8 protein-coding genes and 1 pseudogene are annotated in these 13649 nt (G+C 40.2%); all 9 read left to right on the top strand.

What is annotated here, in order from left to right:
* The first annotated feature begins 8 nt into the window (after nt 1-8).
* The 9 genes and pseudogenes from ACGHVY_RS19920 (at nt 9) to ACGHVY_RS19880 (ending at nt 13553) form a co-directional block, all read left to right on the top strand.
* Nucleotides 9-650 (top strand): hypothetical protein, encoded by a 642-nt coding sequence (locus ACGHVY_RS19920; protein ID WP_390601040.1) that lies wholly within the window; start codon nt 9-11, stop codon nt 648-650.
* An 11-nt stretch (nt 651-661) separates the two neighbouring features.
* On the top strand, nt 662-1843 hold the full coding sequence (locus tag ACGHVY_RS19915) for a DUF4856 domain-containing protein (protein ID WP_390601038.1): 1182 nt from the start codon (nt 662-664) through the stop codon (nt 1841-1843).
* Between the two features lie 7 nt (nt 1844-1850).
* Nucleotides 1851-2960, top strand: coding sequence for a fibronectin type III domain-containing protein (locus tag ACGHVY_RS19910; RefSeq protein WP_390601036.1), 1110 nt, complete (start codon nt 1851-1853; stop codon nt 2958-2960).
* Nucleotides 2961-2993: 33 nt separating this feature from the next.
* Nucleotides 2994-3923 (top strand): hypothetical protein, encoded by a 930-nt coding sequence (locus tag ACGHVY_RS19905; protein WP_390601034.1) that lies wholly within the window; start codon nt 2994-2996, stop codon nt 3921-3923.
* A gap of 295 nt (nt 3924-4218) precedes the next feature.
* Nucleotides 4219-7464 (top strand): SusC/RagA family TonB-linked outer membrane protein, encoded by a 3246-nt coding sequence (locus ACGHVY_RS19900; RefSeq protein WP_390601031.1) that lies wholly within the window; start codon nt 4219-4221, stop codon nt 7462-7464.
* Between the two features lie 14 nt (nt 7465-7478).
* The gene (locus tag ACGHVY_RS19895; protein WP_390601029.1) at nt 7479-8969 is read left to right on the top strand and encodes a RagB/SusD family nutrient uptake outer membrane protein; all 1491 of its coding nucleotides are present in this window, start codon (nt 7479-7481) and stop codon (nt 8967-8969) included.
* A 227-nt stretch (nt 8970-9196) separates the two neighbouring features.
* Nucleotides 9197-10822 (top strand): BNR-repeat neuraminidase N-terminal domain-containing protein, encoded by a 1626-nt coding sequence (locus tag ACGHVY_RS19890; protein WP_390601026.1) that lies wholly within the window; start codon nt 9197-9199, stop codon nt 10820-10822.
* Between the two features lie 35 nt (nt 10823-10857).
* The gene (locus ACGHVY_RS19885; RefSeq protein ID WP_390601024.1) at nt 10858-11526 is read left to right on the top strand and encodes an SGNH/GDSL hydrolase family protein; all 669 of its coding nucleotides are present in this window, start codon (nt 10858-10860) and stop codon (nt 11524-11526) included.
* A pseudogene (locus ACGHVY_RS19880) lies at nt 11523-13553 on the top strand (GDSL-type esterase/lipase family protein). The gene ACGHVY_RS19885 and the pseudogene ACGHVY_RS19880 overlap by 4 nt, the downstream one beginning before the upstream one ends.
* The last annotated feature ends 96 nt before the right edge of the window (nt 13554-13649 follow it).

Here is a 13649-nt window from a genome sequence, read left to right as displayed (position 1 = left end):
AGAAAGATATGAAATATATATGGACAATCTATTTATTGTTGGTATGCGGCTGCAACACGGTGAATGAAGATACCATAATAAATGAAGAATATGAAAAGCTATTTCCGCCAAAGGAAATAGAGAAACCAGAGAACAAACGTGGAGAGCTGATCGTGCAGTTATGCGATCCAGATCAGGCATTGGAAAACTACAAATATCCCGGCACGGAAATGCCCGATGATGCAGAACAGTATGAAGTAACTCTGATGTGTCGATTTTATGAGACAGACCGAGGGGGAGCTTTGGTAGATGATTCCTTGGTAACATCACACTATGAAGTGAAATATATTAATGAAAAAAAGGCATTGGTGACAATTAGTTGCGGAAAGAAAGTTTTCCAAGAAGGGAAGGAGGAAACAATTCAAACAACTCCTCAAATCATACAAAACGGGAAGCCTTTGAAAATCAAATTCAAAGTTCGGTCTGGATTCCCTCTTTACTTATGTGTGACGGGAATAGGACCACAAAATTCCAATGTAGAAGCAAGTATTGAAGCTGTTTCTACCGACGGGTTGCTTGGAATCCCTAAACTGGAAACAAAGCAGTACCAAAATGAAGAGGGACCGAATATGCTGAAGCATCCTTATTGTGAATATATTATTTTACCTTAAGAAAAAGAAAAATGAATTGCATAAAACATATATTTTCCTTTTGCTTGCTGATGGGGGTAACAGCATGCACCCAAGGCATTAACGAAACGATAGAAAGCGCATACCAGTTTCCTGTATTGCCGGAGCCGTCATACAAGTTCTCAAGAAATGGAGAGAGCAGTGTAAACACGTTGGAGTGTGAATTCCTGAAAACTCCTATTGATAGAATCTTTTCAAGATACATGAACGAAGCGCGCATGGGGACACAAATGGAGTATGACAAAGCAATCCGAATGTTCTGCGAAGGTGAGTACGGTCTGAAGCCGCAGAATGAGATAGCCACTTCTTCACTACGCCTTACCGATAGAGAAAAAATCCTGAAAGATTTCAGCAGTTGGTTTGATACGTCAGCACACATATCCGGGTTAGGGCAAGAAAAACCGTATGAACACAGAAATATGGAAGCTCAAAGGGGAATAACAGGATATGTAGGAGTCAATATAGGCGACAAAGACATCTGCTTTGTAGACAAGAAAGGGATTGCAGTAGCCGAAGTTTATAAATATGCCATCATGGGGGCCATATATTTGGACAAAATACTCAACGTTCACTTGAGCGAAGATGTAATAGATAACTCGAAAGTGCGTTCTGCACACGATCTGACCCAACTGTCTGTCGGACATAACTATACGGAGTTGGAGCATCACTGGGATCTGGCTTACGGGTATTATCGTTTTTGGGAATCGATCGCACAGTCCGAAGGCTTGCCTGCGTTGAAAGATTCACCCCGTCGCATCTTTCACTCTTTTGTAAGAGGACGCACCTATATGGAAACATCACGCTACGATGAAATCAAACTGCAGGCAGATACTATCAGGCACGAGCTTGGGCGTGTGGTGGCTGTCAGAGCTATGGATCTGTTGGCAGGAGCCAACACCCTCGCCAATCTGAAAGAATCCCCCAAACAGGCGTTTCGTCTTCTCTCGCAGGCCTATGGACTCATCTATGCTTCTCAATTTGCTCGTAATGCACAAGGGAAACCGTTTATTACATACGAGGAAACCCGGAAACTTTTGCAAACACTGGAGCAGGAAGGCGGACTATGGGATAAGGAGCGCCTGCTGGGAGAAGAAAAAGCCGAAGGTTCATTACGCCATCTGGCAGCACAAATAGGCGAAAGGTTCGGAGTGTTACTTGAAGAAATAAAAAAATAAAAGGAAAATGAAACAGATATGTAAACTCTTTTTGCCGATAATCATATTCATATCGGTATTATCTCAAGTGAAGGCGCAAAATGCGGCAGATGGCAACATTATCCCGAACGGGGGATTTGAAGAATGGAGATCAGATGTGTTAAAGCCAGTTAATTGGATTATCGGAAATTCCCTTAGTCCGGAACAAATAACAGGCGATACTCCTCCTGAAAGTAAAGGCATGTATGCACTTAAAATGTGGGCTAACGGAGGAGGAGTTTCCCTGACCGGAGAAGTCCCCGTGGAGAGGAAGAAAAAATATACTTTTTCTTTCTGGTATAAAGGCACTAAGCTCAATCATGAAATAAAGGTTTATTTTTCATGGTATGATGATAGTGCTTATAAGGGACGTGAACAAAAACTGTCTGTTAAAACTGCTACCAATTGGAAAAAGAAAGAATGTACGATAGAAATTCCCGAATATGCCAATAAAGTAGGAATAGAGTTAACTCCATCGACAGATTATAGTGGTGTAGGCATTTTATTCGATGATGTTTCCTTGGTTGCAGCAAAAAATATGCCCGGGGGGACTCCTTCGCTGGAAGCTCCGAAGCATCTGGAGGTGAATGCATTTCAGGGTGAGATGGAGATTTCTTGGGACAAACCTGTAAACAGTGATGGAATGAAATGGGAAGTCGTGTTTGACGATCGAATGGAAGCAACCGTATCGAGCAATTCGTATATGAAAACAAAGCTGAGGCCGAATACCAGACATCGTATAAAAGTAAGAGCTGTAAAAGGAGGAGAGGTTTCGCCATATACCGAAAAGGAAGAATCTACAAAAGAAATGAAAGAACCAGAACATTCTCTCGACCGTATTCCTTACTTGCGTACTCTTGAACCTGCCGGTTCGTGCAACGGGAGGTTTCTCAAACTCTACTACAATGAATTGGCAAATCCGGATGCAAAGATATCTTATAAGCTGAACGGAATACCTGTACAACCTCAAAATGATACGTTAGAGTTTCCTGCTTTCGAAGGATACTACAAAAGGTTCCAATTGGAAATTCATATTGACGAAGGAGAAGGGCGAGAATGGGATATTTTATATAATGAATTGAGTGTGCAAAATTTTTAAGAATAAAGATATTGATAAATTGTTTATAAACTAATGATTAATAATATAATAGCCAGATTTTGTATTGCTTCCTGTATCATTTGCTGTTTTGCATGTGAAGAACAGAAAGAGGAGTATCCGGATATCCGGATCGGGAAAGAAACACCTGTTGATAAATTGTCGTTGAATAAACAGACAGAGAAGAGGCTTATTGTTTCGGGGGGAAATGGAAAATACCTTGTAAATGTAGAGAACTCGCAAATAGCCTCAGCACAAATAAGTATGGATACGCTAAAGGTGAAGGGATTGATGGAGGGTGAAACGTTTGCCACTGTCCTCTCACACGATAAGTGTGTACGGTTGAAGATTAACGTAACTTTCCCTGAACTAGGAATAAGTCATTCGGTTGTTCAGCTTCGCCCTAAAGATATAAGCAAATTTGTGAGTATTTCGGGAGGAGGAGAGCGTGTCACACTACAAGAAAATGATCCGGCAGATGTGATGGATATTAAATGGGATGGTTCTAACGGTATGCTCGAAATATTTCCTAAATATGAAGGAGAGGCCGAAGTTATTGCCATCTCGGAAGATGGTCAAGAAAAGAAAACGATTCATGTTAAAGTAAGACCGGAAGGGGAGTTGACTGTTCCGGGATGGTATACTACTCGAGAAAGTTCATATTATGTGATACTGAATAATAAAATGGTAATAAAAAGAAAAGGAGTAGGTACATGGATTGTGGATAGTGCTCGTCCTTATGGCGGGCAAATCATAACTTACAATGGTTCCTCAATGAAGATTGCCTCTATCGTGAATCCCATACAAGGTGATTCGATAGACTTGAACATTCTTCGCTATTCTTCTGATAAGAACAATCGGCTATTGAAAGAAGGAACATATCGGTTCTATGTTGAAGAAGTCCGTGTGTCGGAAGTCATGTTGAGGGGAAAAGGGGTTAAGTTTTTGCTTCCCTATGAGAGATAAAAAAGCTGCTTGTCAAAATGCAAGTTGTATATGACCGTTCTTAAAGCAGGGGATTTTTTTGTTCTTAGCTGTGATTTACAATAAAAAATCCTTTTGTGTTAGCCTTGTGTTAGATTTAATCAGAGTGAATGTGTATAATGTATTTATTATCAGTATGATACGGGATTATGTGTAAGATTTGTATGCTTTTTAGTTAACTGAAAAAATAAAAACTTTTTGCACCTTTGTAATGAATAGAATGACTTTACTGATTCGCGTGGGGGAAAAGGTTTGCATCCAAATATAAATATAATATATGAAAAAGAGAAATGTGTTTATGTCGACTTGTTTATTTTTATGGACAGGTATAGCAATGGCTCAAGTATCTCAGGCTACGGGTGTTGTTGTCTCATTAGAAAATAATGAGCCGATCGTTGGAGCTTCGGTTCTTGTGAAAGGTACTACCCTTGGGACTATTACTGATATAGATGGTCGGTACAAAATTGATGGTATTCCCACTAATGCAAAAACTTTGGTTATATCATTTGTTGGCATGAAAACGCAAGAATTGGCAATAAAGAATGGAGAGCAAAAAGTGACAATGCAAAGTGACTCGGAAATGATTGATGAAGTGGTTGTAGTTGCTTATGGAACACGAAAGAAATCATCTTTTACCGGAGCAGCTTCCACGATTGGCGTTAAATCTATAGAAAAGCGTGCTATAACCAACATAACGGCGGCATTGGAAGGTAATGCTTCCGGAGTTCAAGTGACTGCCGCAACTGGGCAGCCTGGTTCTTCATCGTCTATCCGTATCCGTGGTTTCGGTTCTGTTAACGCATCCAATGCCCCTCTCTATATAGTAGACGGAGCCATATACAATGGTAGCATAGGTGATATTAATCCTGCTGATATTGAGTCTATGACCATATTGAAAGATGCAGCATCTACTTCTTTGTACGGTTCAAGTGCAGGTAACGGTGTTGTTTTAATTACTACTAAAAAAGGTAAAGGCTCTGGCGGAACGGAAGTAAACTTAACTATTAACCAAGGATGGTCAAACAGAGCTTATAAAGATTATAAAAAAATTGGCATTTATGATTATTATCCTCTACAATGGGAAATGTTGAAAAACTCATATATTACATCTGGAAAAGATGCTGCAACAGCAGCTACATTGGCGACGTTAAGAATTGGTAGTATATTAAAGTATAACCCTTTTGCAGGTATTGCAAATGATGCAATTGTAGGAATAAACGGAAAATTGAATCCATCTGCCTATTCATTGAAATGGGGGGATGATTTGGACTGGGAGAATGCGGCTTTTAAAACTGGTTATCGACAGGAGTATAATTTGAGTTATAACACAAAAGCTGAAAAAAGTGATACTTATGCTTCCATTGGTTATTTGAATGATGCCGGTTATATGATTAAGACAGACTTTAAACGTTATTCGGGGCGTTTGAATTATAATGTATATCCTACTAAATGGTTCAAGGCAGGTTTGAATCTGGGAGTAACCCGTACGGTATCCAACTATTCAACTTCTGATCAGGATAATTCAGGCGCATATAGTAACTTGACCCGTTTTATTCGTACAATGGCTCCTATATATCCCATTCATAAGCATGATTTGGAAACAGGTGCCTATTTGGACGCTAACGGTAAGACGACTACTAATCCGAGCGAATATATTTATGATTATAAAGGTTCCCGTTTGTCGGACAATGGACGTGATGCGATAGCTGAAGCAGAGTTGAACCGGCGTGAACTAGTGCGTATTAACCAGACCGGACACACTTATCTCACTTTGGCTCCTATTCAAGGATTGAATCTTACAGTCAATTATTCTATCAATAATATTGATTATCGACGTAAAATCTATGAGAATCCTTATGTGGGTGACGGAACTGCAGGTCCAGGACGTTTGGAACAGCGGTCTATCCGGACACTGACTCAAACATTTAACCAGTTGCTCACTTATAATAAGTCTGTAGGAAATCATTATTTTGATATTTTATTGGGACATGAAAATTATTCTTATAAATATGAAAATTTGCATGGAATGAAGACTCAAGAAACAATTGCGGGTATATATGAATTTAATAATTTCGTAAATACCAGTTTACTTCGCTCTTATACAAATACATATAAAAAGGAAGGCTACTTTGGACGTATTAATTATGATTATGCTCATAAATATTATGCTTCATTTTCTTATCGTTACGATGGCTCTTCACGTTTTGCAAAAGAGAACCGCTGGGGTCATTTCTATTCATTCGGAGCAGGCTGGAGGATTAGTGAAGAAACATTTATGAAAGATGTGAAATGGGTGAATAATTTGAAGTTACGTGCTTCCTACGGTGAAACAGGAAATGATAATATATTGGATCGTGATGGGCTTCCTGATTATTATCCTTATCAAACCTTATATGGTTTAGGATATAAAAATGGTTCGGAAGCCGGAGTTTACTTCACGACAATGGCCAATCCGGCATTGAAATGGGAAACACAGATATCTACGGATATTGCTCTGGAATTTAACTTGTTTGACTGTTTAACGGGTACTATTGAATACTTTAAGAAATATTCCAAGGATTTGTTATTCGCTGTTTCCCAGCCTGCTTCTATTGGAGTAACTTCCATTATACAAAATATTGGTAAGGTCTCTAATTCAGGGGTGGAAATAGAGTTGGATTATAATATTATTAAAAATAAAGACTGGAGTGTATCTGTTGGGGCTAATGCCACTTTTATGAAGAATAAGATCAAGAATTTGCCAACTACAATGAAGGAAAATGGATATATCAGTGGTTCTAAAAAGTGGATGGAAGGAAAATCCATTTATGAATTCTGGCTTCGCCAATGGTACGGGGTGGATCCTAAAACCGGTAATGGCTTATATGTGGCTGATGTAAATAAATATAACTCGGGAAATATCGGTGTAGGTAAGGGGAATATTACGCAGAGTCAGTTTAATGAGTATAAAAAAACTGTGGTGACTATTGATGGTAAGGAATTGACCAATTCTTATACTTATGCCAAATATGACTTCAGCGGTTCTTCTATTCCTGATGTATATGGTGGATTTAATGTCAAAGTAAGTTATAAAAACTTTGATCTGTCTGTTGTATTCTCTTACCAGTTGGGCGGTCAGATTCTAGATACTAATTATGCTACTATGATGAGTACGGCCAATTTCGGCTATGCCCAAAGTACAGATTTGTTGAAAGCATGGAAGCAGGCGGGAGATATTACTAATATTCCGCGTATAGATAATAATGCAACTCATGCTACGAATATCGGCCAGCCTTACTCTACCCGCTGGCTTACCAGTTCGGATTATCTTAATTTAAGATCAGTTACCATTGGCTATCAGTTTCCAAAAAATTGGCTAAGTAAGTTGATGCTTAAGAGTGCCCATTTGAATTTGACTGCAGAAAACTTATTCATGTTGAAAGCTCGTCAGGGCTTGAATCCAATGGCCAACTATTCCGGCATAACTTATAATGAGTATATGCCATCCCGTAATATTACATTGGGGCTTAATGTTTCATTCTAAAAAATAGAGAATCTATGAGAACAATCAAAAATATGACTTTGGGATTAGCAATGGCTGGTGTAATATTCATATCCGGTTGTGCCAGTGATTATCTGGACACAGTTCCATCCTCCTTAATTTCAGAGACTACAATAAACTCTTCGTTGGACAACCTTTATATAGCATTGAACGGAATTCATAAAGAAATGGTTTCTCAAGAGAGTGGTTATCAATGTTTGGGTGGTGAACCCGGTTTTATGATGTCACGTGATGCAGAAGCAGATGATATGAATTGGCAGGCAAATACATGGATGAAGACTGCTTATTTAGGATGGCAATGCAATATGAATGAAACGGACGGTTATAATCATACGTTTTGGCGGATTTATTATCAATGGATTCTGAATGTTAACAAAATTCTATCCGGTTTGGAAAAAGTTGAAGTGACTGACAAAAGATTGTTTGATCAGATAAAAGGGGAAGCATTGTGCATCCGTGCATGGGCTCATTTTAATTTAGTCCAGCTTTATGCGAAACGTTATGAAGCAGGTAAAAATAATACGCAGGACGGGATTCCTTATCGTGAAAAGGCTATGTTTGAAGGACAGGCACGTAATTCTGTAGAAGACGTTTATACTAAAATCAACAGAGATTTGGATGAGGCTTGTATGCTTTTGAATGGAATACAAGTGAATGATATCAACCATTATAGCGAGATGGTAGCATGGGGGCTAAAAGCTCGTGTGGCACTAGTTATGCAAGATTATGATAATGCAGCGGCTTATGCAAAAAAATCTATAATTTTAGCAGAACTGGGGGGTCGTCAATTGATGGTCGGTAGTCAGTTAAATTGTGGATTTGCTAATATCACAACAGATACAAAGGAGGCCATGTATGCTGCAAAGACCCCTGGTGACATGACTGTTTATTTTTTCTCCTACTATGCATTTATGTCATGGAACTTTAATTCCGCTGCTATTCGTCAGGGAGTAAAATGCATTAATGCGGATGCTTATGAAACAATGTCCGAAACAGACTTGCGTCGTGCGTGGTGGGATCCGACCGGAGAAGCATCTGTTCCGGCATCAAGTTATGTGAAGAACGCTTATCAGAACCGTAAATTCACTGCACGTTCTGCTGCTGATGCTGTAGGTGATGTGGCATTTATGCGTTTGTCTGAAATGTATTTGACTCAAGCAGAAGCTTTAGTTCGTGCAGGAAAAAGTGGTGAGGGACAGAATGTATTCACAAAATTTCAGATAACCCGTGATCCCTCTTATACCTCAAAAGGGAATACCGGTGACGCTTTGGCAGAGGAAATTATGAATAGTCGGCGTGTGGAATTATGGGGTGAGGGTTTTCGTTTTTATGATTTGAAACGTTTACATTTGCCCATTAAACGTGGGGCGAACTTTGATATAGCCTTCTGTACTTTTCTTGAAAAGGATAAGGATGCACAAGGTTGGGTATGGGAAATACCTAAAATTGAGACGGACTTTAATTCTCTATGCACGAAGAATTACTGATAATTTTTTTCTAACATGTAAATTTTCTCTTAGAGGTGGAGAAGTTTTCTTTTAAAGATTTTCTACCACCTCTTTTATTATATGTATAATCTTTATACGAATAAGAGAGGATAGCAATTCCGTGTACTAAAAAAATGAATAAGGCGTTGGGATTATAAATTAAATGTTTCTTTTGACCATTTTTGTGTTCCCGCATAATTTTATCTAAGTAATAAAAAAATTAAAATATGAGATTTTTTTGTTTTCTTGTTTTCTTAAATTCAGCCTCTTTTTTTATATGGGCTGCAGATACTGTGTTTGTACGTGAAACTCAGATTCCTATTTTGATTGAGAGACATGACAATACGTTGTTTATGTTACGTTTGAATGCAAAAGAGAGTCTTGTTTTAGATGAAGTCGTTTTAAACTTTAGTAAAGATGTGAATTTCTCCGATATTAAATCCGTCAAGTTATATTATGGAGGTACGGAAGCTCGTCAAAACTATGGCAAAGATTTTTTTGCCCCTGTTACCTATATTTCTCATAATATTCCGGGAAAGACACTGATTGCAAATCCTTCCTATTCGATAATTAAATCACAGGTAAACAATCCCGGACTGGAAGTGACGTTAGATGCTAATCAAAAGCTTTTCCCAGGGGTCAACTATTTCTGGATTAGTTTGCAAATGAAGCCGAAGGCTTCTCTATTGGGTAAGGTCTCAGCCATGATTACTACTGTAAAAGTTGATGGTAAAACCGCTCTCTTACATACCGTTTCGCCCCCAAATATAGTCCATAGATTAGGAGTGGGTGTGCGTCATGCCGGTGATGACAGTTCGGCGGCTTTTCGTATTCCTGGACTGGTGACTACCAATAAAGGGACACTGTTGGGAGTATATGATGTGCGTTATAACAATAGTGCTGATTTGCAGGAACATGTAAATGTTGGCTTAAGTCGCAGTGTCGACGGTGGTAAAACATGGGAAAAGATGCGTTTACCCCTAGCTTTCGGTGAAACTGGTGGTTTACCTGCCGCGCAGAATGGCGTCGGTGACCCTTCTATTTTAGTAGATACTAAAAACAATACAGTGTGGATAGTAGCAGCATGGACACATGGAATGGGCAGTCAGCGTGCCTGGTGGAGTTCTTATCCGGGAATGGATATGAAACATACAGCACAGTTGGTAATGTCTAAGAGTACTGATGATGGTAAAACGTGGTCTAAGCCTATTAATATAACGGAACAAGTGAAAGATCCTTCCTGGTATTTCCTTCTGCAAGGACCGGGACGTGGTATCACAATGCAAGATGGTACGCTGGTATTCCCGATTCAGTTTATCGACTCTACCCGTGTCCCGAATGCAGGAATCATGTACAGTAAAGACCATGGCGAAACATGGAAAATCCATAATTACGCATATGCTAATACGACTGAAGCTCAGGTAGCGGAAGTAGAACCGGGAGTGTTAATGTTGAACATGAGGGATAACCGTGGAGGTAGCCGTGCAGTTGCTACCACTATGGATTTAGGCAGGACTTGGACAGAACATCTTTCTTCACGCAAAGCATTGCAGGAACCGATATGTATGGCAAGTCTGATTAGTGTAAAAGCCGAAGAGAATGTATTAAACAAGGATATCCTCTTGTTCTCCAACCCGAATACAGTAAAGGGGCGCCACCATATAACAATCAAAGCCAGTTTGGATGGAGGTATGACATGGTCATCCGAAGATCAGGTGATGCTAGACGAAGATGAGGGGTGGGGATATTCCTGTCTGACTATGATCGATAAAGAGACAGTCGGCATACTTTATGAGAGCAGCGTGGCGCACATGACTTTCCAGGCTGTCCGCCTAAAGGATATCATCAAATAGATTCCTGCCTATAAATATTGAAACAGAAAACAATCATGAAAAAAAAAATCTTTTCGATGCTTGTATTGTCCTTGTCCTTGACATGCTTTGCACAGGAACATAAGCATTCTACATTTTACTACCAACGTGCCACATTATTTGAAGAGCTACCTATTACTTTCAACGATATTATATTCTTGGGAAACAGTATTACGAACGGTGCGGAGTGGACAGAGCTCTTTGATAATAAACATGTGAAAAACCGGGGAATTAGCGGTGATATTTGCATAGGAGTATATGAGCGTTTGGATGCTGTATTGAAAGGTAAACCTGCTAAAATATTTCTTTTGATTGGTATTAATGATGTAAGCCGGGGAACTTCTGCTGATACTATTGTAGCCCATATTGGAATGATTGTCAGTAAAATCAAGACTGATTCGCCGAAAACCAAACTCTATTTACAAAGCATTCTTCCGACGACCGACCATTATAATATGTTTAAAAGTCATACTTCCCGCTGGCAGGTTGTTCCGCAAATCAATAGAGGATTAGTCCGTTTAGCAGAGGAAGAAGGAGTAGAATATATAGACTTGTACTATCATTTTGTAGATAAGGAAACCGGAAAGATGGACACTGCCTATACAAATGACGGTTTACATCTTTTGGGGAAAGGCTATCTGAAATGGGTAGAGATTGTAAAACCATATATTGAGGAAAATAAATGAAAAAGATTCTGATTCTATCCGTCTGCTTATCCTTTTGCTGGATGTTATCTGCCCAAAAACAGATAAAAGTTGCCTGTGTGGGAAACAGCATCACATACGGAATCGGACTGTCCGACCGTTTGGTGCAGTCTTATCCGGCACAGTTGCAGAAAATATTGGGCGATCGTTATGAAGTTAGAAATTTTGGAAGCTCTGGTGCTACTCTGCTCAATCAGGGACATCGCCCTTACACCCGGCAGGAAGAATATAGGAAGGTATTGGATTTTGCAGGAGATATTGTTGTCATTCACTTGGGTATCAATGACACCGACCCTCGCAATTGGCCGAACTACCGTGATTTTTTTGTGAAAGATTATTTGAACCTGATTGACACTTTCCGTAAAGCTAATCCTTCTACACGGATTATCATGGCACGAATGACTCCGATTGCCGACCGGCATGCCCATTTCTTGTCGGGAACCCATGACTGGCACGGCGAGATACAAACGGCTATCGAAACGGTGGCAAGCTGTGTCGGTGTGCTGTTAATCGACTTCCACGAGCCGCTTTATCCATATCCTTATCTTTTGCTCGATGCCGTTCATCCTACAGCCGAAGGAGCTGCCATAATTGCAAAAACTGTTTATTCGGCCATTACCGGTGATTATGGTGGCTTGAAATTGCCATCGCTTTATACGGATAATATGGTTCTCCAGTGTGACACTCCTCTGTTGATTCATGGCAGTGCTGATGCAGGAGAACAGGTAACTGTCCGCATAGGCAGCCAACAGCGGGTTGTTAAAACTACACCAGATGGAAAATGGTCGGTGAAGTTACTACCATTGAAAGCGGGCGGGCCGTATACATTAGCAGTCTCTACTCCCAGAAGGACCCTGAAATACGTAAATGTATTGGCAGGGAGGTCTGGCTATGCTCCGGTCAATCGAATATGGAGTTTATGTTGCGGCAAAGCACTACCGGAGAGAAAGATATTCCTTGCGCTGCTGACGAGCAACTCCGTCTGTATGACATGAAGGCGCGTTGGCGTACAGATGCAGTGCAATGGGATGTCTCTGTCCTAGATTCCTTGAATCATCTTCAATATTATAAAGACACCCGATGGGAAGTTTGCTCCCCCCTCCAATGCCGCCTGTTTCTCGGCGATAGCTTATTATTTCGGTCAGATATTGCGGGATAGCTTGAAAGTTCCGGTGGGACTGATATGTAATGCTATCGGCGGTGCGCCAATCGAATCATGGGTGGACAGGAACACGTTGGAATATCAATTTCCGGCTATATTAAAAGATTGGATGCATAACGATTTTATACAAGATTGGGTACGCGAACGAGCTGCATTAAATATCAGACTCTCGAAAGAGAAATTCCAACGACACCCTTATGAACCTTGTTATTTATATGAGTCAGGCATTCGTCCGTTAGAACAGTATCCGCTCAAAGGTGTGATTTGGTATCAGGGAGAGTCAAATGCTCATAATTACGAAGCCTACAAACTACTTTTCAATTTGTTAATCAGCAGTTGGCGGAATAACTGGGAGAATGAGGAACTGCCCTTCTGCTACGTCCAGCTTTCCAGTATAACCCGTCCTTCATGGTCGTGGTTTCGTGACAGCCAGCGCAAGATGATGAACGAAATACTGCATACTGGAATGGCGGTATCGAGTGACTATGGTGATTCGTTGGATGTACATCCTCGAAACAAGAAACCTATTGGGGAGCGTCTGGCACATTGGGCACTAAACACTACTTATGGATATACGCACCTTGTTCCTAGTGGTCCTTTATTCCGCAAAGCCGATTTTCGCGATCGGGACATTTTAATCACTTTTGACAATGGAGAGGGTATGAGGAGTTCAGATAACGGTCCTATACGCGCTTTTGAAGTAGCTGAGATTGAGGGGGGGTATTATCCTGCCACAGCTGAGGTGTTGGAAAATAAACAAAGAAAATTTGCCGGCATCCATCTTTCGGGCTATTGCTCCTATAACCAAACAGATCCCTTCACTTCGATGAAGATGCCTGCAAGTTAACGGATGGATGAGGAACACGTAAAATTGACCGGATAATAGATGGAAGTTCCTCCTATGAAATATCTTATTTTTATGTCTGTGATTATTGAAATATAG

Origin of the sequence: Bacteroides sp. f07 (genome assembly GCF_042854785.1) — a bacterium.
GTDB lineage: Bacteria > Bacteroidota > Bacteroidia > Bacteroidales > Bacteroidaceae > Bacteroides.
Note: the sequence above shows the minus strand (reverse complement) of the source record. Positions and strands in the feature narration are given on the sequence as shown.

Excerpts from the sequence above, each read along its gene's own strand:
- ACGHVY_RS19890 (WP_390601026.1), top strand. The coding sequence starts at position 9,197 with ATGAGATTTTTTTGTTTTCTTGTTTTCTTAAATTCAGCCTCTTTTTTT.
- ACGHVY_RS19900 (WP_390601031.1), top strand. The coding sequence starts at position 4,219 with ATGAAAAAGAGAAATGTGTTTATGTCGACTTGTTTATTTTTATGGACA.
- ACGHVY_RS19920 (WP_390601040.1), top strand. The coding sequence starts at position 9 with ATGAAATATATATGGACAATCTATTTATTGTTGGTATGCGGCTGCAAC.
- ACGHVY_RS19905 (WP_390601034.1), top strand. The coding sequence starts at position 2,994 with ATGATTAATAATATAATAGCCAGATTTTGTATTGCTTCCTGTATCATT.
- ACGHVY_RS19915 (WP_390601038.1), top strand. The coding sequence starts at position 662 with ATGAATTGCATAAAACATATATTTTCCTTTTGCTTGCTGATGGGGGTA.
- ACGHVY_RS19885 (WP_390601024.1), top strand. The coding sequence starts at position 10,858 with ATGAAAAAAAAAATCTTTTCGATGCTTGTATTGTCCTTGTCCTTGACA.
- ACGHVY_RS19910 (WP_390601036.1), top strand. The coding sequence starts at position 1,851 with ATGAAACAGATATGTAAACTCTTTTTGCCGATAATCATATTCATATCG.
- ACGHVY_RS19895 (WP_390601029.1), top strand. The coding sequence starts at position 7,479 with ATGAGAACAATCAAAAATATGACTTTGGGATTAGCAATGGCTGGTGTA.